This window comes from Rhodococcus sp. SMB37, assembly GCF_004345605.1.
Taxonomy (GTDB): Bacteria; Actinomycetota; Actinomycetes; order Mycobacteriales; family Mycobacteriaceae; genus Rhodococcus.
Window position 1 is genome coordinate 78812 of sequence record NZ_SLVY01000020.1, and the last position, 20215, is coordinate 99026.

General features: G+C 64.2%; 19 protein-coding genes. 5 read left to right on the top strand and 14 right to left on the bottom strand.

Annotation, left to right across the window (positions count from 1 at the left end; translation table 11 throughout):
• Positions 1-113 precede the first annotated feature (113 nt).
• From EV641_RS25410 to EV641_RS25420, 3 genes are read left to right on the top strand one after another with little or no spacing between them, the layout of a single operon-like run.
• Positions 114-1109, top strand: coding sequence for an aldo/keto reductase (locus tag EV641_RS25410; protein ID WP_132475623.1), 996 nt, complete (start codon positions 114-116; stop codon positions 1107-1109).
• 40 nt (positions 1110-1149) lie between these two features.
• Complete coding sequence (locus tag EV641_RS25415) at positions 1150-2490, top strand: MFS transporter (RefSeq protein WP_132475626.1); 1341 nt, start codon at positions 1150-1152, stop codon at positions 2488-2490.
• Positions 2465-3166: a GTP pyrophosphokinase family protein gene (locus EV641_RS25420; protein WP_054712848.1), complete on the top strand. Its 702-nt coding sequence runs from the start codon at positions 2465-2467 to the stop codon at positions 3164-3166. Before EV641_RS25415 ends, EV641_RS25420 begins: the two co-directional genes overlap by 26 nt.
• On the opposite strand, the gene EV641_RS25425 is transcribed toward EV641_RS25420, so the two are convergent.
• The 11 genes from EV641_RS25425 to EV641_RS25475 form a co-directional block, all read right to left on the bottom strand.
• Positions 3167-5638, bottom strand: a complete 2472-nt coding sequence (locus EV641_RS25425) for an ATP-dependent Clp protease ATP-binding subunit (RefSeq protein WP_132475629.1) — start codon at positions 5636-5638, stop codon at positions 3167-3169.
• A 182-nt stretch (positions 5639-5820) separates the two neighbouring features.
• Positions 5821-6735 (bottom strand): hypothetical protein, encoded by a 915-nt coding sequence (locus EV641_RS25430; RefSeq protein WP_054712850.1) that lies wholly within the window; start codon positions 6733-6735, stop codon positions 5821-5823.
• Positions 6736-7293, bottom strand: coding sequence for an LpqN/LpqT family lipoprotein (locus tag EV641_RS25435; protein WP_132475632.1), 558 nt, complete (start codon positions 7291-7293; stop codon positions 6736-6738).
• Positions 7290-7796 carry a hypothetical protein gene (locus EV641_RS25440; RefSeq protein WP_132475634.1) on the bottom strand — a complete coding sequence of 169 codons (507 nt, stop codon included), beginning with the start codon at positions 7794-7796 and terminating at the stop codon, positions 7290-7292. The genes EV641_RS25435 and EV641_RS25440 overlap by 4 nt, the downstream gene beginning before the upstream one ends.
• A gap of 532 nt (positions 7797-8328) precedes the next feature.
• Positions 8329-9261, bottom strand: a complete 933-nt coding sequence (locus EV641_RS25445; RefSeq protein WP_132475637.1) for a hypothetical protein — start codon at positions 9259-9261, stop codon at positions 8329-8331.
• Between the two features lie 45 nt (positions 9262-9306).
• The gene (locus EV641_RS25450) at positions 9307-10299 is read right to left on the bottom strand and encodes a hypothetical protein (protein ID WP_132475640.1); all 993 of its coding nucleotides are present in this window, start codon (positions 10297-10299) and stop codon (positions 9307-9309) included.
• Positions 10296-10595 carry a hypothetical protein gene (locus EV641_RS25455; RefSeq protein WP_241997461.1) on the bottom strand — a complete coding sequence of 100 codons (300 nt, stop codon included), beginning with the start codon at positions 10593-10595 and terminating at the stop codon, positions 10296-10298. Before EV641_RS25455 ends, EV641_RS25450 begins: the two co-directional genes overlap by 4 nt.
• A 238-nt stretch (positions 10596-10833) precedes the next feature.
• The gene (locus EV641_RS25460; RefSeq protein WP_054712865.1) at positions 10834-11682 is read right to left on the bottom strand and encodes a 3-hydroxybutyryl-CoA dehydrogenase; all 849 of its coding nucleotides are present in this window, start codon (positions 11680-11682) and stop codon (positions 10834-10836) included.
• Positions 11683-11745: 63 nt separating this feature from the next.
• Positions 11746-12903 (bottom strand): acyl-CoA dehydrogenase, encoded by a 1158-nt coding sequence (locus tag EV641_RS25465; protein WP_132475676.1) that lies wholly within the window; start codon positions 12901-12903, stop codon positions 11746-11748.
• 160 nt (positions 12904-13063) lie between these two features.
• Positions 13064-13783, bottom strand: a complete 720-nt coding sequence (locus tag EV641_RS25470) for a TetR family transcriptional regulator (RefSeq protein ID WP_054712868.1) — start codon at positions 13781-13783, stop codon at positions 13064-13066.
• A gap of 36 nt (positions 13784-13819) precedes the next feature.
• Complete coding sequence (locus EV641_RS25475) at positions 13820-15460, bottom strand: acyl--CoA ligase family protein (protein ID WP_054712871.1); 1641 nt, start codon at positions 15458-15460, stop codon at positions 13820-13822.
• 116 nt (positions 15461-15576) lie between these two features.
• Here EV641_RS25475 and EV641_RS25480 point away from each other — a divergent pair, with 116 nt between their 5' ends.
• Positions 15577-16455 (top strand): LuxR C-terminal-related transcriptional regulator, encoded by an 879-nt coding sequence (locus tag EV641_RS25480; protein WP_132475643.1) that lies wholly within the window; start codon positions 15577-15579, stop codon positions 16453-16455.
• A 31-nt stretch (positions 16456-16486) separates the two neighbouring features.
• Here EV641_RS25480 and EV641_RS25485 read toward each other — a convergent pair whose 3' ends face one another.
• Positions 16487-17170, bottom strand: a complete 684-nt coding sequence (locus EV641_RS25485) for a GntR family transcriptional regulator (RefSeq protein ID WP_054712883.1) — start codon at positions 17168-17170, stop codon at positions 16487-16489.
• Positions 17171-17270: 100 nt separating this feature from the next.
• On the opposite strand from EV641_RS25485, the gene EV641_RS25490 reads away from it, so the two are divergent.
• Entirely contained in the window at positions 17271-18635 is a 1365-nt protein-coding gene (locus tag EV641_RS25490) for an FAD-linked oxidase C-terminal domain-containing protein (protein ID WP_054712874.1), read from the top strand.
• A gap of 10 nt (positions 18636-18645) precedes the next feature.
• Here the strand turns inward: EV641_RS25490 and EV641_RS25495 are convergent, their stop codons facing one another.
• Both EV641_RS25495 and EV641_RS25500 read right to left on the bottom strand, forming a co-directional pair.
• Positions 18646-19428 (bottom strand): 3'-5' exonuclease, encoded by a 783-nt coding sequence (locus tag EV641_RS25495; RefSeq protein WP_132475646.1) that lies wholly within the window; start codon positions 19426-19428, stop codon positions 18646-18648.
• Between the two features lie 135 nt (positions 19429-19563).
• Positions 19564-20169 (bottom strand): hypothetical protein, encoded by a 606-nt coding sequence (locus tag EV641_RS25500; RefSeq protein ID WP_054712885.1) that lies wholly within the window; start codon positions 20167-20169, stop codon positions 19564-19566.
• Positions 20170-20215 lie beyond the last annotated feature (46 nt).

Below are 20215 nucleotides of genomic sequence, written 5' to 3' on the forward strand. Positions count from 1 at the left end.
GGCGCGGCGGGGTTCGAATCACGGTGATTCTCGAACCTGCGCGGCGGGGCAATGTGCGGAAGGATCGGAGAGATTGTCGTGTTCCGTGTTCGTCTACTCGAGGAGAGTGCTCGATGCCCGTCCCCACCGTGGAGCTCGCACCCGGATTGACCGTCAGCGCCCAGGGCTACGGCGCCATGTCCGTTGCCCCGGTCTACGGGGCGGTCGATCTCGACGAGGCTCTCGCGACGCTGCACCACGCGGTCGACATCGGCGTCACCTTCATCGACACGGCCAACATCTACGGCAGCGGCACGAGTGAACAGGTCGTCGGGAAGCTGCTGTGTGATCGCCGCGACGAAGTGCAGCTGGCCACGAAGTTCGGTCTCGTCGGGGGTCTCGGGAAGGACAACCGGTCGATCAACGGACGCCCCGACTACGTGCACGAGGCCATCGACGAGTCACTGCAGCGGCTCGGTGTGGACGTGGTGGATCTGTATTACCTGCACCGCGTCGATCCCGAGGTTCCGGTCGAGGAGACCGTCGGAGCGATGGCCGAGCTGGTCAAGGCGGGGAAGGTGCGCCACCTCGGTCTCTCCGAGGCCACCGGCGAGGAGCTGCGGCGCGCGCACGCCGTGCACCCGATCGCCGCGATCCAGTCGGAGTGGAGCATCATCTCGCGCGATGTGGAACGCAACGTGGTGCCGACGGCTGCCGAGCTCGGGATCGGCTTCGTGCCGTTCTCGCCTGTCAGCCGCGGTTTGCTGACCGACGCGTTCGAGCCGGGACAGATCGGGGACGGTGACTTGCGGCACCGGTTCCCGCGATTTGCAGAAGGCGCGCTTCCCGCGAACCTGGAGCTGCGTGCGAAGGTGCGCGCCGTCGCCGATGAGGCCGACGCGACCGTCGCGCAGGTTGCTCTGGCGTGGCTCGATGCGAAGGCTCGCGCGTTCGGTCTGCCGTCGGTGTCGATCCCAGGTACCCGTTTCGCTGCGCGCGTCACCGAAAATGTGGGTGCACTCGACGTAACACTGTCGGACGGCCAGGTCGCGCGTCTCGACGCTCTTGCAGGTGAGGTGGTCGGTGAGCGGGCTTCGGACCCGACGTGGGTGTCGCTCGGACGCGAGTAGTTAACCGACCTAACGAACTCCGGCGTATCGTGTATATCCCATGAGGTCATGGCTGGTCTGGGGTGTCGGTGTCTTCGCCTACCTTGTCGCAGTCCTGCACCGCACGACATTCGGTGTTTCGGGCCTGGCCGCGACCGAGCGCTTCGACATCTCCCCGTCCGTGTTGTCCGGGTTCGTGGTGTTGCAGCTCATCGTCTACGCGGGCATGCAGATTCCCGCCGGAGTTCTGCTGGACCGATTCGGATCGCGCAAGATCATCGCGTTGGGTGCCGCCATCATGGCGGTCGCCCAGTTCGTGCTCGCTGTCACCGACTCGCTGCCCATCGCGTACGCCGGTCGTGTGTTCGTCGGGGTCGGTGACGCTCTCACGTTCATCTCGGTGCTGAGGCTGGTACCGGTGTGGTTCGCTCCCCGCCGGGTTCCGGTGGTGTCGCAGTTGACGGGCATCCTCGGGCAACTCGGACAGGTACTGTCGGCTGTTCCGTTCGTGCTCATCCTGTCCGGTCAGGGGTGGACCGCCGCCTATGCCAGCGCCGCGGCGTTGGGGGTCCTCGCCTGCGTCCTGGTGGTCGCGGTCGTACGGAACGCTCCGACCGGGGAACACCTGGAGGTCCCGGCCGCGGGACTGCGCAATGTGCTCGGTCAGATCGGCGGCGTGTGGCGTCGACCGGGTACACGGCTGGGGTTCTTCACCCACATGGGCACCCAGTTCTCGGTGACCACGTTCGCCTTGATGTGGGGTGTGCCGTACCTCGAATCCGCGCAGGGCCTGTCGGCCGCGGCAGCCGGCTCGATGCTCACGGTGTCGGTGGCCACCGCGATCGCGGCCGGCCCGATTCTCGGCATCCTCACCGGCCGCTTCCCGAATCACCGATCCTGGCTGGTGCTGTCGATCATCATCGCGTGCGCTACTGCGTGGACGGTCGTGCTCGCGTTGCCGGGACCGGCGCCGATCTGGCTGCTGGTGCTGCTCATCATCGTCATCTCTGTCGGCGGCCCGGGGTCGATGGTCGGATTCGACTATGCGCGCACCTTCAACCCGTCGACTGCGCTCGGCACCGCACAGGGCATCGTCAACATCGGAGGCTTCCTCGCGACGTTGCTGGTCGTCCAGACGATGGGTGTACTGCTCGACACGTTCGGCGGATACGGCTTCGATTCGTTCCGGGTCGCGTGGCTCGCGCAATACCCGATCTGGGTGCTCGCCCTCGTAGGTGTGCTGATCACCCGCAAGAAGGCGAGGCGTGAATCAGGTGTGTATCCGCGCACGTTGCGGCAGATATTGCGAGCGAGAACCGAGCCCCGCCGTGAGGAGCTGGCAGACTCGATAGCGGAACACATCGAGGAGGAACCGAGTGACAACGACGGTGGACGGTCCTGAACAGGGCGTGCCCCTACCCGACGAGCCGGAGGATGTCTCCGCTCGGCCGCCGGTATCGCTGCAGGACCTCAAGAGCGAGCTCACTCGGTTTCTCATGGTCTACAAGTTCGGTATCGACGAGATGATGACCAAGATCAACATCTTGCGTGACGAGTTCACCTACGCCCGCGACTACAACCCGATCGAGCACGTCAAGTCGCGACTCAAGTCGCCCGAGTCGATCATCGCGAAGGCACGCCGCAAGGGTGCTCCCCAGACGCTCGAAGGCGTGCGTGAGCACGTCCGCGATATCGCCGGCATCCGCATCACGTGCAGCTTCACCTCGGACGTCTACCGCATCATGGACATGATCACGCGACAAGGTGACGTCGGTGTGGTCGAGATCGAAGACTACATCGCCCGGCCCAAGCCGAACGGCTATCGCAGTGTCCACGTGATCGTCGAGATCCCCGTGTTCATGTCCGACCGCATGGAGTCGGTCTACGTCGAACTCCAGATCCGCACGGTCGCGATGGACTTCTGGGCAAGTCTCGAGCACAAGATCTACTACAAGCACGACCGCGCGGTGCCGGATGCACTGCGTGAGGAACTCCGCGTTGCTGCAGAAACCGCCCGCGACCTCGACGTGAAGATGGAGGCGCTGCACGACCGGGTGCATGGGCAGACCGACAGCTGATCAGTCCTCCGCCGATGAATCGTCCTCGGGGTCTTGCCGGTCGTCTCCACTGGTGACCGTCTCGAGCACCAGACCGTCAGGGCCGGTGTCGACTCGCACCGTGTCTCCCGCGCCGAGTGTTCCCGCAAGCAGCAGGTTCGACAGCCTGTTGTCGAGTTGCTTCTGGACGGTCCGCCGCAACGGGCGAGCACCGAACTCCGGTGCGAACCCTGTGTCCACCAGCCAGTCGACCGCGCTCTCGGTGATGTCCAGATCTACGTCTTGGGCTCGCAACCGCCGCCGGGTCCCGTCGAGGATCAGGTCGACTATCTCGCGCAGCTGTGCCTTGTCGAGCCGGTGGAACACCACCGTCTCATCGATGCGGTTGAGAAACTCGGGCCGGAAATGGGAGTGCAGTCGTTCCATCAGCTTCGGGGTGAGGGTCTCGATGTCTCCGCTGGTGTCGGCCAGGATGAGGTCGGACCCGATGTTGCTGGTGAGAATGACGATGGTGTTCTTGAAATCTACTGTGCGGCCTTGCGCGTCGGTGACATGGCCGTCGTCGAGGAGCTGAAGAAGCACGTTGAACACATCGGTGTGCGCCTTCTCGATCTCGTCGAACAGGACCACCGAGTACGGCTGACGGCGAACCTTGTCCGTGAGTTGCCCTGCCTCCTCGTACCCGACGTAGCCCGGGGGAGCCCCGACCAGACGGGAGACGGTGTGCTTCTCCTGGAATTCGCTCATATCGAAGCGAATCATCCGGTCCTCATCACCGAACACGGCCGCAGCAAGCGCCTTCGCGAGTTCGGTCTTGCCGACCCCGGTGGGGCCGAGGAACAGGAACGAGCCGATCGGCCTGTTCGGGTCGGACAAGCCTGAGCGCGCCCTGCGCACCGCTTCGGCCACTGCTGAGACTGCTTGTTCCTGCCCGACCACGCGAGCGTGGAGCACGTCCTCGAGGTCCAGGAGCCGTTGGCGTTCTTCTGCTGTCAGTTCGGAGACCGGGATGCCGGTCTGTCGCGAGATCACTTCGGCAATGTCGACGACCTCGACCTGCGGTGTCGACGCCGAGCCGCTCGATCCGACGCGCTCCTCGAGGGCAGCGATCTCGTCTTTCAACTCGCCGGCTTTGGCGTAGTCCTCGGCGGCAACCGCAGTGTCCTTCTCCCGCTCGAGTCGCGCCAGTTCTTCCTCTTGCGAACGGGTGTCCGCATCGGGCGTTTTGGTGCGCAGACGTACTCGAGCCCCGGCTTGATCGACCAGATCGATCGCTTTGTCGGGCATGAAGCGGTCGGTGATGTACCGGTCGGACAGTTCGGCTGCAGCCACCAGTGCTTCGTCGGTGTAGTGCACCTGATGGTGTTCCTCGTAGACGTCGATCAGTCCGCGCAGAATTTCGATGGTGTCGTCCACCGACGGCTCGGACACCATCACCGGCTGGAATCGCCGTTCGAGCGCCGCGTCCTTCTCGATGTAGCGGCGGTACTCGTCGATCGTGGTCGCGCCGACCGCGTGCAACTCTCCGCGCGCGAGGGCCGGCTTGAGGAGATTGCCGGCATCCATCGAGCCTTCGCCGCCACTGCCCGCGCCGACGATCGTGTGCAACTCGTCTATGAAGAGGATCAACTCGTCGGAATGTTCGCGAACCTCGTCGAGGATCTTCGTCAACCGCTCCTCGAACTCGCCGCGATACTTGCTCCCCGCGACCAGCGAACCGACGTCGAGAGCTACGACGCGTCGATCGGCCAGCGTCGACGGTACGTCTCCGTTGACGATTCGCTGCGCCAAACCCTCCACGATCGCGGTTTTGCCCACGCCGGGATCACCGATCAGGACCGGATTGTTCTTTCGCCGACGGGAGAGGATCTCGATGGTCTGCGCGATCTCGTCTGCGCGCCCGACCACAGGGTCCACGTTGCCCGCGCGAGCTTCTGCGGTCAGATCTCTGCCGTACTCGTCGAGTGTGGGCGTCGTGCTCTGTGATGTGTCGCGGCGACCGCCGGTATCGAGCTTGGCGCCCGCCAGCGCGTGAGCAGCCGGGTTCTCGCTGTTCGCGGCAATGCCGTAGAGGATGTGTTCGGGACCTATGTAGCTGATGCCGGACTGTCCGGCCTGCTGCTGGGCGACTCTCAGGGCACGTTTGGTCGCAGGACTGAGCGTGACCCGCTCACCGTCGCTGCCTTCGCCTTCGTCTCCGGCAAGGGAGCGCATCTGCTCTGCGACCGCATCGGGATCCAGACCCAGACCACTGATCACGCCGCGAGTCGGGTCGTTGAGTGTGGCGGCATACAGAAGATGTTCGGGGGTCAGCTCCGCACTGCCCCACTCCGTGGCTGCCTTCCTGGCCTCGGAGACCAATTGTTTCGCATCGTCGTTGAGCAACCGGCTCAGATCCACCCGTTGCACCTGCGGTTGACGGAGTCCGCCGGAGCTGAAGAATCGTTCGAAGATGTCGTCGAACGGGTCGCGAGAGAGCCAGCTGTCGGTCATTGTCGCTCCACGGGGTTGACTTGAGTACCGGTTTCCACAGGAGGTTCGGCATGCATCTACGTTGCGGCACAAATCATTTTCGGAGACGTGCTTCACCGGGATGCGTGTCGACCAATGAGTTAGATCGTAGCCTCCGAACCCACGATTTGTGTGCGGGTCGGCGGATCCGGGCGAGACCCGATTCACCACCGCGTCTCGACTCCACGCGCCGCTCGGAACCGATCGAACAGCGGCGCCGGCCGCAGAAGTTCGACGGAGTCGGGTCGGGCGACGAGGTGCCGGCCTTCCGTCCGGATGTGCAGGCGCCGGATCAATTCGACGAGCGCGTTGGGTTCGCTCACCAGCACGTACGCAGTGAGAATCTCGTACTCCTCGTCGAACGGCACGAGCTTCACGGTGGGTACCGGACCTGGCACGCGCAGTCGGATCATCGGGTAGTGGATGGTTGCACCCTTTGCGTGGACGGTGTACACGTCGGACACGACATCCTCGATGTCGTCCCACTTTACGAATGTGTCGTAAGTGCGAACACGGAGTCTGCGGATCGTCACGCGACGTCTGATTCCGTCCTCGTGCAATCTCACCGTGGTGCTGCGGATCCCCAGCGGGAGCAGTGCGATCACCAGTGTCGCGACGGCGGTCGAGGCGATGAACGGAACGTGCTCGGCCACTTCGTCGCGTGGGATAAATACTGCGTCTGCGTGTGCTGCCCAGGCGTAGATCATGACAGCGCCGACCGGTGTCACCAATGCTGCAATCAGGGCGGCCAGTAAGAGTGTTTTTCTCCCCGTGGGTATTTCGATGCAGGGGCCGTGTTCGATGTCCGCGTGCGTTGTAATGCGGCGGCTCAGTCCTATCGAGAAGAATCCGGAGGCCTCGATAAGCGAGTATGTCAGAAACACAAAGGCAATGGCGGCGAAGATGCCCAACCACCAGATTCCGATATCGTCGTCCGAGAGCATTTCGGGTAGATGGACGGCGATGAAGACGAAGCCGCACGCGGATGCCAAGCCCGCTGCAAGTCTGAAGGGGAGGAATCTCTGAGGCCAGTTGGGTATCGCCTTGGCCTCCGCGTGCACCATTTCTTGGTTGTCCATCTATCGATCCAATTCGGTGTGCGTATCCACAACCATCAACCCGCGGTGAATCGTCGATGCGTCGGAGGCGAGTGTCACATCGGGCTCAGCCCGTGTGGTAACGGTCAGCTGGGTGAGGTACCGGTCGTATTCGACATCGACGACGAGGAATCGAGTTGTTGCGTCGAACCAAGCATCGCCGACGTTGTAGATGCCTCGTGTGACAACCGAGCGATGGGAATCGAAGTTGTCGGTGTCGGAATGATATTCGGACCACCGGGGGAGTGAGCGGCATTCGGATGCGGCGGCATAGAGGAGTTCGTCGGTGGGGCGCCAGCGTGAGAGGCGGCCATGGAGTAGCACCGCGTTGGGTGTCCATCCGTCTTCTGTGTGTTCGGGCGCGACGAGGACCGCGTATGCGTGGGGGAACACTTCGTTGGGTACGGGGGTCCACCCGGCCGGAGTTGGGATCGTGACGTGCGGGTGTCCCGGTTCCTCGGGAGGGCAGGCGATGAGCTCGACTTCGTGACTTTCGAGGTATGTACGGAGGGTTTCTGGGGTCGGGTTCTGAGGGTTCACACCTTTCCCCCCTGGGTGCGTGCGGCGAGGAAGCGTTCGCGTAGCGGGGGTGGCCGCAGGAATTCAATCGAATCGCAATCGCTCAGAATGCTTCGCTTGTCGGGGTTCTCGTGGAAGAAGCGAAGCAATCTGTAGATGGTATTCGGTTCCCCGGTCAGGCGATAGACGGGAACTTCGAGGCTGCTCACTTTGTCTCCGGTTCGGGGATCAACGACCTCACCGTCGATTCTGATCACAGGGTGGCGTGTGGGGGAATTGCTGTTCGGCCCGGAATAGAGGGTCGGGGTGATCGATTCGATGTGATCCCACTCGATGACCTGCTCGGTTGTACTCGTGAAGAAGGGTATGTGGCGACGCACCACGAGATGAAGCCCGTTGGGGTAGATCCCGAGGAAAGTCGGCGTTCGGATGACCAGAGAGAGGATGAAAATGGCGAGTGAGAGTGTTCCGAGAACGGCCGCACCCACTGGTCCGCCGATGCGTAGGAACACCTCGTCGAGCAAGGTGAAGTCGCCCTGGTTCTGATGGGGCAGTAGCGCGGGGAGTGTGGCAATCGGGAGGCTGCACAGTAGGAGAATCACGAGCAGATCTCGTTTGTGAGGGATGTGGATGCCGTTTTCGTGCTCACTGTTCTGGTTTCGGGTCACGCGCCGGGACACAGTGAGGTGGCGGCACCCACCCCCTGAGAGCGCGATTCCAGCGGCCGTCGACATCAGGAGGGTGAAACCCGCGAATCCGACCGCGGTGTCGGGCTCGTTCCTCCGAACACCTTCCAACGCGAAGACGCTGAATACTGCCGCCAAAGGGAGTGAAACTGCGGCGGCGATGAGTTTCCCTCGCTCGAGGCGCTGCGGCCACGGCGCTTCGTAGGAGGAACGAATGTGGTCACTGAGCGAATACGATGGGTTTCGGGGCACCCTCACTCCTGAACTCGATGGGAACCCGATACAGGGATGCTGGTTCGACGCCGGACCCTGTGAAGAAGGGTCCCGACCCGAGGGAGGATGCTGAGCCGACCCCTGTGCGACCAAGGTTTCACGCTTCTCTCTTCAGGGTGCGAGCGATGCGAAAGCGTTCGAGTAGTGGAGGGGGCCTCAGGAGTTCGGCTGCGTTCGGCTCGCTGATGAGTTTCCGGTCGTCCGGGTTCTCGTGAAGGCGTTTCAGCAGTGCGAAGAGCGTGTTGGGTTCGGAGGTCAGAGCGTGGGCCATGAGTGCGATCTTGTACTCTCCGTCATGCGGCGTTCGCAGCTTCTTCGGGATGGCAGAAGACGTTTGTAGGTCGATGCCGGGGTGTTGAAACGAGTCGATGGTTCGCCCATCGATACGCGTAATGTCCTGCCATCTCACGAATACCTCGGATTCCTTGGTGGATAGCAGAATGCGTCGACGGGAGTAACGTTCGACGCCCTCGCCGTAAATACTTACGACGATGTCGACTCTGATCCACGAGGCGAACAGTGCGAGCGTGACCGCAACAGCCGCGAGCGTGGCCATGTAGATCGCCCCCGTACGAGAGTTTCGCCCATCCGGTAGCAGCGACTCGTCCACGCCTATGAACCAACCGACAGACGCGGCGACACCGTAGGCCGCGGCGGCGACGAGCAAGGCGATCAGGAGAGGGGCCAGCATGCGGCTCGTCGGAATTGATACTCCATTGCCATGGGTTGGGTCTTGAACTGGGCGAATCTTGCCCGACAGTCCTATGAGCCGAAATCCTGCCTCGCGCAGCATCGCAACGGTGAGCATCGCCATCATCGATGCGCCGCCACCGTATCCGATGGTGGCCAAAGGATACCCACTCCGCCAGCTTTCTGCGGCGGTCGAGAAGCCAAGTACCGTGATTGCCGACATTCCCACCGAGCCCATCAGCAAAGCCGGACGGAACGGTTGCGGCCATTCCGGGCGGCCGTACCCAGCGGGGGACTCTTCGGGTCCTGGTGGATTCGTGGCGTGGTTCAGTGCAGGCATGTCGGCTCTCCTTGGACAAACTTCCGTCGAAATTCGGTCAATGACTCAATCCCAGTTCTTCTGAAGGTATTTCGACGTCACCCATGTTGCTAACCCGCCGACTGCCGCACCGACGATGATTCCTACGGCGGTCCCTGCGCCAGGAACAATCATGGTTCCCAGAGTCCCACCGATTTTTGTGCCAAGGTATGTTCCTCCGAGGCCTGCGGCAGCGCCTGCACCCTCTGTCATCACAGCCTTGGTAGGATCCATGCCTCCTTCGATGTCGTTGTTGATCGCCGGTATCGTTCCAATCGCTGCGGCGAAGGGGCCGAGTCCCTTCGATACTCCGATCGCTACGTCGTCTCCCGCGGAGACGACTGCCCGCGTAAATGTCTTCTCGGTCACCTCGGACATGAGTCCGATCGTGGACGCGGCAACGGTGGCGGACACGTCCGGTACCCACGAGAACGTGCCATCGTCGGATCGGATGACTTCGCCCGGTGTTGCTGCCTTGGCGGCATCTTCCAGCACGGCGATTGTGTTGTTGATGCGACCCGTTACGTCGTTGGCGGCTGTCGTGGCTTGCTGGAGTGCGTCGACCAGCGCGACACTCAGTTCGGCGGCCTGGCGTTCGAGTTGGAGTGCTGCGGTGTCGTAGGTCGCGCCGGACGGCAGCAGTATGCGAAGTAGTGCGATCTGGCTCGCTGCGTCGACGATTCCGTTGTCGTGCACCGTAAACGATTGAGATTCGGCCGCCTGCACCAGCCCGGCCACGTGCATCCGGGCGCCTTCGATGATCGGCGCGCTGATGCGGTAGGCGTCGGCGACCTGCAGGAGCGCTCCGGCGATGGCGCTGCCGAGCGAGCGTTCGCGGACGACCCGGAGGGCGGCGGCGTTGGCGGCGTCGCCTTTCCACTGCTCGGCGAGGGCGTCCTGATCGTTGAGTAGGCCCTTCATACGGGCGTCGAGTTTGTCGACGAGCACATCGAGCTCGTCAGCGGTTGCGCGGAGGGCGTCAGGGTTCCAGGATTTGACGGCGGAGACGCCGGGACTCACCGGGGTAGGTCCATCGCCGTGAGTGCTGCGACGAAGTCGGTCTCGGCGATCTCGTAGTCGTCTGCCGCACCGTTCGAGATGTCGGTGACTTCGAGGAGACGCTGACGGATGTTGGCCAGTGCCTGTGCGGTTGCGAGGTGACCGCGCGCACCCGTGTCGCTGAAACCGGTTTCGGGGAGTGCTGATTGCGAGTATGCGTACGGAGCGCCGATATCCCATTCCCCGATGGCGTCGGCTACGCCACTGACGGATGCGGCGAACGCATGAAGTGCCTGCGGATCTACTTTCAACGTCACGACTGTCCCCCCGACAGAACCCCCCGATGTGTCCGGGCGTGACGATAGCAGAGCGGGTGGAGGGGCTTTCAGGTCCCGGTCGTGGATTGCCGCAACAGCTTCGGACAGGTGCAACTTTTCGTTCGGGTTGTATATGTCCGTGCAGGTGGGATCGACCGTGAGATATGAAGGAGTGGAACAAATGCGAGTCCTGCCGGTCCGGGAGTGGACCGACAGGACTCGACAGATATTGCTGGGACTACTTGTAGCTGTAGAAGCCCTCACCGGTCTTGCGGCCCAAACGGCCCGCTTCGACCATGCGACGCAGTAGCGCCGGCGGCGCATAGTTCGGCTGAGCGAACTCGTCGTACAGCGACTGTGCTGCGTTGAGCGCGATGTCGAGTCCGACGGTGTCGAGCAGCGTCAGCGGACCCATGGGGTAACCGCAGCCGCCCTTCATCGCGGCGTCGATGTCTTCCTTTGTTGCGTAACCCGACTCGAGCATCCGCACCGCGTCGCACAGGTACGGGATGAGCAGTGCGTTGACGATGAAGCCGGCGCGGTCGCCTGCGCGCACGGCGGTCTTGCCGAGGGTGTTCTTGGCGTACTCGAACACCGTGTCGGCGGCGGCCTCGTCGGTGGTGAGTGCCGAGATGATCTCGACGAGCGGCATCACCGGCACCGGGTTGAAGAAGTGGACGCCGACGACCTTGCCGGGACGCTGCGTCGCCTGCGCCATCTTGATCACGGGTATCGACGACGTGTTGGTTGCGAGGATTCCCTCGGGCTTGACGATCTTGTCGAGCTCCGCGAAGATCTCGACCTTCAGGGACTCGATCTCGGGTGCGGCCTCGATGACGAGGTCGCGGTCGGCGAACTCGCCCATATCGAGCGTGACCTTGATACGAGCGAGGATCGCGTCGGCGTCCTCCTGGGTGATCTTGCCGGACTTGACGCCGCGTCCGATCGACTTCGCGAGACGTTCGCGCGCGGCTTCGGCGAACTGCTCGGTCGTCTCCTTGACGAGCACGTCGCTACCGGCCTTCGCGCACACCTCTGCGATACCGGCACCCATGGTGCCGCCGCCGATGACGCCTACTTTTTCCACAGCCACTACGAAGACTCCTGATCAGTGTGATGTTCGAGCTGGTCCAAACCTAACCGACCTGTGTCAGCGAAGCAGAGCGCGCGACATGACGACGCGCTGGATCTGGTTGGTGCCCTCGTAGATCTGCGTGATCTTGGCATCGCGCATCATGCGCTCGACCGGGAAGTCCGTGGTGTAGCCGGCACCGCCGAACAGCTGAACGGCGTCGGTGGTGACCTCCATGGCGACATCGGACGCGAAGCACTTGGCGGCGGCCGAGATGAAGCCGAGGTTACCTTCGCCTCGCTCAGCGCGAGCTGCGGAGGTGTAGACCATCAGTCGGGCCGCCTCGACTTTCATGGCCATGTCGGCGAGCATGAACTGCACACCCTGGTTGTCGGAGATCGGGCGGCCGAACTGCTTGCGATCCTTGACATAGGCGATCGCGGCGTCGAGCGCACCCTGGGCGAGGCCGACTGCCTGCGCACCGATGGTGGGCCGGGTGTGGTCGAGGGTCGCGAGCGCCGTCTTGAAGCCGGTGCCCGGCTCGCCGACGATGCGGTCGCCGGGGATGCGGCAGTTCTCGAAGTACAGCTCGGCGGTGGGGGAGCCCTTGATGCCGAGCTTCTTCTCCTTGGGCCCGACCACGAAGCCCTCGTCGTCCTTGTGGACCATGAACGAGGAGATGCCGTTGGCGCCCTTGTCGGGATCGGTCACCGCCATGACCGTGTACCAGGTGGACTTGCCTCCGTTGGTGATCCAGCACTTGGAGCCGTTGAGGATCCAGTCGTCGCCGTCCGCCTTCGCGCGGGTGCGCATCGACGCGGCGTCGGAGCCGGCCTCACGCTCGGACAGCGCGTACGACGCCATCGCGCCGTTGACGATGTCCGGCAGGACCTTGGCCTTGAGTTCGTCGGAGCCGCGCAGGATCAGTCCCATGGTGCCGAGCTTGTTGACGGCCGGGATCAGCGACGAGGACCCGCACACGCGGGCGACTTCCTCGATCACGATGCACGCGGCGATGGAGTCTGCGCCCTGACCTTCGAATTGTTCGGGGACGTGGATGGCGTTGAAGCCGGACTTGTTGAGTGCGTCGAGCGCCTCCTGCGGGAAGCGGGAGTTCTCGTCGACATCCTTCGCGTGAGGCGCGATCTCCTTCTCGGAGAGTGCGCGGATCGCCTCGCGCAGCGCGTCGTGTTCTTCGCTGAGCTTGAACAGATCGAAATCGGCGTTGAGGGCCATGAGGTCGGAACTCCAATCGGCACGCGGTGCCATTCCAGAGGGTGGATCTGCGCCCACAATATCTGAGCTGAGGGGCGCAACGTCGCGGAATCATCCAATTCTAACCACGGCACTGAGTGCCAGGTCAATGGAGAAGCTGGCCCAGTGGAGCGGGAAGGTGCTATCCGCCGAGCGTGCGCCGCACTTCTTCGGCGACCTCGGCCGGCGACGTTCCCGCGGGATATGTCACCACCGTCACGGCACGTGGTGCCTCGGTGGTGGAGGGCGAGTCTGCACCCGGAACGACGCCGAACGTGCGCCTGATGTCGTACAACTCCCGATCGAGGACCTCCGCGGTCGCGGTGTCGTCGCCGCGAATCATCGCCCGCAACAGGAAATTGTGCGCCGAGGTCACCGCTGCGGCGAAGCTCACGATCCGGATGGGCTTCTCGCCCGGCACCGCCTGGCGCAGGAACTCTGTGAACAACCGCTCGTAGCGGTAGGTCGTCACGAGTTCGCGATCGCGCAGTGCGGGCACCCGTTGCACGACCCGGTACCGCCACACCGACAGGTCGCGCCGGTCGCGGAAGTAGCCGAACACGAGTTGCGCGGCGTCGCAGGCGGCAGCCCACGGGTCGTCGAAGTCGCGCGACAGGTATTCCGACACCTGTTCGAGCAGAGACTCGTGGTCGGCGAAAATCACGTCCTCTTTGGAGCGGAACTGCCGGAAGAACGTGCGACGCGAGACTCCCGCCGCCGCAGCGATCTGCTCGACGGTCGTCGATTCGTAGCCGTGCTGCGAGAACAGCCTGATTGCCTGGGTGACAACGTGCACCCGGAACTGGGCGGGATCAGGCCCCGCCGCCTCGGTGCGACGAGTGGGAACCGATCCATGCGTCATAGTGACCGAGTATCCAAGGTCCGCGCCCTCGCCACGTCAAGACCTCGGAGTTTCCGCCGCACGCAGTTCGAATTTGAGGATCTTGCCGGTCGAGGTGCGCGGCAGTTCGAGCGGAAAGACGATGTCGCGGGGGACCTTGTAGCCCGCCAGCAGGCTGCGGGTGTGGGCGATGAGGTCGTCCGCAGAGACCGACTGTTCCTTCTTCAGGATCACGAACGCCTTCGGCCGCTCACCCCACTTCTCGTCGGGAACACCGACCACGGCGACGTCGATCACCGCGGGATGCGCCATGATCGCCTGTTCCACCTCGACCGTCGAGATGTTCTCGCCGCCCGAGATGATGATGTCCTTGGCGCGGTCCTTGAGCTGGATGTATCCGTCGGGATGCATGACACCGAGGTCGCCGGTGTGGAACCAGCCGCCGGCGAACACCTCGGCGGTGGCATCGGGATCTTTGTAGTAACCGAGCATGACGTTGTTGCCGCGCAGCACGATCTCACCCATGGTCTCGGCGTCGGCGGGCACGTCGTTCATGCTGTCGTCGACGATCCGCGCTGTTTCGGCCTGCAGCATGCCGACACCCTGTCGCGACAACAGTGTGGCGCGTTCGTCGCCGGTCTTGTCGTCCCACGAGTCCTGATACTCGCAGATCGTGTACGGGCCGTACACCTCGGTCAGGCCGTAGACGTGCACGACCCTGATGCCCATCGATTCGAGCTGTGCGATCACCGTCGGCGACGGCGGCGCACCCGCGGTCGTGATGTGCAACGGCCGGTCGAGTGGGTGTGCCTGCTCGGCGTTCGCGATGGTCGAGCACACCGCGGGAGCCCCGCACAGGTTGGTCACGCCCAAGTTGTCGATGGCATCCCAGATCGCGTCGGCGCGTACCGCCCGCAGGCAGATGTGCGTGCCGCCCGCCGCGGTGACCGCCCACGGCGTGCACCAGCCGTTGCAATGGAACATCGGCAGCGTCCACAGGTATTTGCTCTGTCCGGTGAACCCGTTGTGGAAGGTCTCGCCGAGCGAGTTGAGGTAGGCGCCGCGGTGCGAATACATCACGCCCTTCGGCTTCCCTGTGGTGCCCGACGTGTAGTTGAGCGTGATGACGCCGAGTTCGTCGTCGACGCTCCACGGCAGCGGGCTGTCGTCGAGCGAATCGGCGAGCGCGAGGAACTCGTCGTAGCGCGCGGTGATCACACCGGCAGGAACCTCGGGTGCCGGCACCGTCGAATCCGGGATCTCGACGATATCGGTGAGCGTCGGGACATCGACGCCGGTGAGCGAGCCGACGAATTCGGAATCGACGAAGAGCAGCGACGCTTCCGCATGACCCAAGATGTAGTCGAGCTCCGGACCGGCGAGCCGGGAGTTCAACGCGATGAGCACCCCGCCGGCAAGCGGCACCGCGAAATGCGCGATGAGAGTCTCGGGCACGTTCGGTGTCAGGTAGGCCACCCGGTCGCCGGGCTTGATCCGGCTCTTCAGGACCCTGGCGAGACGTTGGGTCTCGTCGGCGAACTCCGCGTATGTGTACCGACGGTCGCCGTAGATGATGGCGGCGCGATCGGGAAACACCGCCGCCGAACGCTCGAGGAAGCGCAGCGGGCTGAGCTGGCTGTGGTTGGCGGGCGCGGCAGAACTGTCGAGTGCGGTGGACACGGAAACCTCCGGGGTCATCGGGAAAGTCGGCGTCGCGTGTGATCGTCGCAACACCGGATCCCGTCGAGGCTACGAATCACGGAATCGGCGCCGCTACCCTAGAAAGAGGGTGTTCGGAGGAGGAAAACCGACCAGTGAGTGCTGCGGACCGGGCCGATCTGCTTCGGCCGAGTGACGTCGACACGCTTCGCGCCGAATTGCGGTCGCTGAAGCAGGCGACGGACCTTCCCATTCTGTTCGGAGGCACCGTTCACGGCGCCGACCTGGTGTTGTCCGGGTACGTCGGAACTCGTGGACGCTTCCTCCGTAACCTCGTGATCAGTTCCGAACGGGGACTCGGTGGGCGGGCGATCGCAGAGCAGCGTCCGGGCTCGGTGGCCGACTACTTCACCTCCCCGCGCATCACCCACGACTACGACAGACCTGTCGCGGGTGAAGGGATCGAGTCGCTGCTGGCGGTACCTGTCGTAGTGCGCGGGCAGACCCGCGCCGCGATGTACGGCGGTCTCCGGACACCCAGATCCATCGGAGACGCCGTCACCGACCGACTCGTGCAGTCGGCCCGCGCGCTGGCGCGGGAGATCGAGATCCGTGACGAAGTCGATCGACGGGTGGCGCTGCTCGGCAACGTCGGAGAAGGCGTCGAGCCGGAACACGGTGACCGGCTACCGCGAACGGTGTCCGACACGATCACCGCAAGCTATCTGGAGCTGCGTGAGATTGCGGCCGCGGCCGACGACCCCGGCTTGGAATCGCGGCTGAAGGGGATCGAAGGCAAGTTGCGAGCTCTCGGCAGCGCGGGGATGCCGACACCGACCGTCCACCTGACCTCGCGCGAACAGGACGTGCTCGGGTATGTGGCCCTGGGCTGCCGCAACGCCGAGATCGCCGAGCGGCTGTCCTTGAGTCCGGAGACTGTGAAGAGCTACGTGCGCAACATTCTGGCCAAACTCGAGGTGCACGGTCGTCACGAAGCGGTCGTGGAGGCGCGTCGCCAGGGGCTGTTGCTCTGAAAACCAGGCAGTCCGTAAAACAGGCAGTCCGTCAGGCCGGTGCGGGGAGCTCGGCCTCCGGGCCGGGGACGCCACCGAGAGCCGCGACAAGGCGTTCGCGTGCGCGCCCGAGGTGATCGGTGAGGATCGAGACCGCCAGGTCGCCGTCTCCGGAGGCCACCGCATCGAGTATCCGACGGTGCTCGGCAGCGATACTCGCGGTGGTCAGCAGGTGCTGGCCCTGAACCTGGACCATGCACAATCGCACCTCGGAGACGAGGGAACCGAACATCCTGCTCGTCCGAGGGCTTCCCATGGCGTCCACCAGTGAGGTGTGGAAGCGCATGTCGGGTTCGACGACCGACAGCGGTGTGCAGTCGGTCATCGCGGAGATCTCGCCGTTGGCGGCGACAGCAGAGTCGGGAACGAATGAGCCCTGCGCCAAGTAGCGCAGTGCTGTGGATTCGAGGTGCGCGCGAGTGTTGTAGATGTCGCGGACGTCGGCGGGTCCCAGTTTCGGTACGCGGGCGGTTTTGTGGGCGCTGCGCTGGAGGAGCCCTTCGCCGACAAGTTTTTCTATGGCCGCTTTCGCCGTCGGCCGTGCCACTTCGTAGAGCCGCGCGACTTCGGCTTCGGTCAGTGTGTCGTCCCGTGCGAGCTCGCCGGAGAACAGCCGTCCCCGCAGTTCGTCGGTCAGGGCATCGACGATCGACAGAGTTCTGACCCGTCCCGCCATCTCCGGCTCCTTCGCTCCACTGTCGAATCGGTGCGCGATTCTTCCACGCCGCGCCAGTTGCATCCTTGACTGTCCAGTGTACTTGTCTGACAATATTCGAATGGCTGGTTCCGCGCACATCGAAGACCTGTTCAGCTCACTCGGCGACGCGCTCGTCACCGACCCGGATCGGATGCTCGCGTACCGCCGCGACCAGTCGCTGCTGACCGAGGCGGGAATGCCGCTGGCGCTCGTCCGGGCACGCGACACCGACGACGTGGTCGAAACGATGAAGTGGGCCCACCGATACGGTGTGCCCGTGGTGACGCGCGGCGCAGGAACAGGCCTGGCCGGGGCCGCGAACGCGCTCGATGGATGCATCGTGCTCAGCGTCGAGAAGCTGAACGAGATCCTTCACATCGATACGGCTGCGCGGACCGCGACGGTGCAGCCGGGCGTGATCAACGGCGACCTGGCGGCTGCGGTCGCCGAACACGGACTCTGGTACGTGCCCGACCCCGGAAGTCGCGCCATCTCGACCATCGGCGGCAACCTCGCAACCAACGCGGGCGGCACGTGCTGCGCGAAGTACGGAGTCACCGCCGACCACGTGGCCAGGATCAAAGCCGTACTCGCCGACGGGCGCATCATCCACACCGGCGCAGTGACCAGGAAGAATGTCGCCGGGCTCAACCTGACCCAGTTGCTCGTCGGGTCGGAGGGGACACTCGCCGTCATCGTCGAGGCCACCATGCGGCTCCGGGCGGCACCGACCGCGGCGTCGACGGTCGTCGCGGCATTCCCGTCGACGGCGCAGGCGATCGAAGCGGTGCTGGCCATCCGCGACCGCGCCGAACCCTGCCTGCTCGAACTGATGGACCGCACGACGATCACCGCAGTCAACGAGATGACGCACATGGGACTCGACGAATCAGCGGGCGCGCTCCTGCTCATTCAGTGCGACGGCAGAGAAGCCGGTGCCGAGGCCCAGACGTGTGCCACCGTGTGCACGGAGATCGGCGCAACCGAGGTGTACGACACCGACGACCCGGTCGAGGGTGAGGAGTTCATGCATGCGCGCCGGGTCGCGTTGACTGCCCTCGAACGCCAGGGCAGTACCTTGCTCGACGATCTCGCGGTTCCGGTTCCACGGTTGCCCGAGATGCTGTCGGCGATCGAGCGGATCGCTGAGAAACACGGCCTCGTGATCGGTACGTTCGGACATGCCGCAGACGGCAATCTGCACCCCACCATCGTGTTCGACGCAGCCGACGACGACCACACGCGCCGCGCACGGCTGGCATTCGACGACATGGTGGCGGAATGCCTGGAACTCGGTGGATCGATCAGCGGCGAGCACGGCATCGGAGTCCTCAAGGAGCCGTACCTCGAGCAGATGGTCGGATCGGTGGAGCGCGAACTGATGAGCAAGGTGAAGGCCGCGTTCGACCCCACCTCGATCCTCAACCCAGGACGAGGGATCTAGCCGGAAGACCCTACGTGCGACGAAACCGCTCGAAGAACGCGCGGGCCCGTCGCCGAAGTCGCGTCGTCCACGGCTCCGCGACGGTGCTCGCGGGGCGTTCGAGCACGTCGACGCTGGAGGCGCCGCGTAACGGCCAACCGCCGTCGACATCGGTGGAGTCGCGGCCGAGGCCTTCCAGATACACGGCGAAATTCCGTTGCCGCTCGGCGTGCCACGCGGCCTGATCGGCCATGATGTCGAGGTCTGCCAGCTGCGGAAAGCGAGCGACGAGCGCGCGCACGAGGTGACCGGCGGCGAGTGCATCGGCCTCGGCTTCGTGCGCGCACGACAACGTCACCCCGTATGCGTCGCACACCGCCGCGAGCGTGCGTTTTCCCGACCGTCCGCGGTCCATTTCCCGGTCGATGACGTACGGATCGGCGACGAGCCCGAACCCGAGGGCGGGTAGTCCGAGGCGCGTCCCTTCGGCGTCCATCACCGTCAAGTCGTAGCTCGCGTTGAATGCGACGACGATGTGCCCCCGGCGCCACGCCTCCAGCAGCGCCTCGCGGATCTCGAGATAGCCGGCCCGGTAGTCCATACCTTCGGCGCGGGCGCGTTCGTCGGTGATGCCGTGGATGGCGGTGGTCTCGGCGGGAATAGGGATGCCGGGATCGAGCAGCCACGTGCGGGAGTGGATGCGTTCCCCGTCGAACGTCGCGACACAGGCGCTGACGATGCGGGCCGTCCTCGGGTCGCGATCGGTCGTCTCTAGGTCGAACGCGCAAAGGGGTAGGTCGGGCCAGGGCGTCACAGGCAGTTCCCCTATCCGTTCGATGGACATGGTCGGTGGTTCATCCGGCATTGTGTCTGCCGGCACCGACAAGTCCGGCCGCGGTCGAGTCGGGACTGCTGGCGGACGACTCGGAACGAGTCTGTCGGGAACGACTCAGAACGAGTCTGCGCACACGACCATCTCGCGCTCCTCGTAGACGAAGCCGCTGTCGGAGATGGAGCAGTCGTTGACGTCGGTGGTGCCTTCGAGGATCTCGGTGACCTTCTCGCCCTCGATGGCTGTCTCCGAACAGTCGATCCGTTTCGGGTCTTCACCGCCGAGATCCATACAATCGTCGACCTGCCAGTCGATATCGAGGCACAGCGCGCCGAGCTCGTTGCCGCGGATGGACTCGTAGTAGGACTGGTCGGAATTGCACTCGTCGCTCGTCGTCACGATGTCGACGACGAGGTAGTTGGAGTCGTCGCTGCCGCAGGTTGCTTCTTCGATCGTGGCGTCGTCGACGGTGCCGCCGAGCAGGACGCAGTCGCCGATCTCGGCGTCGACCTCCAGATCGAGATCGGACGCAGACGGGCTGTCCGAGGTGGTCGGAGCCGAAGTTGTCGTGCGCGAGGAACTGGGCGAGGCCGACGATTCCGTCGCCGACGAGCCGGCTTCGGGCACGGCCCGGAGCTCCACATCGTCGGAACAGCCGGCGACCAACGACACTGCGGCAACGGCTGCGACAGCAAGACCGGCCGCACGGCGAAGAGTGATCATGGCTGCACAGAGTACGGAACTGGATTGTTCGCTTCGCGCGATGGTT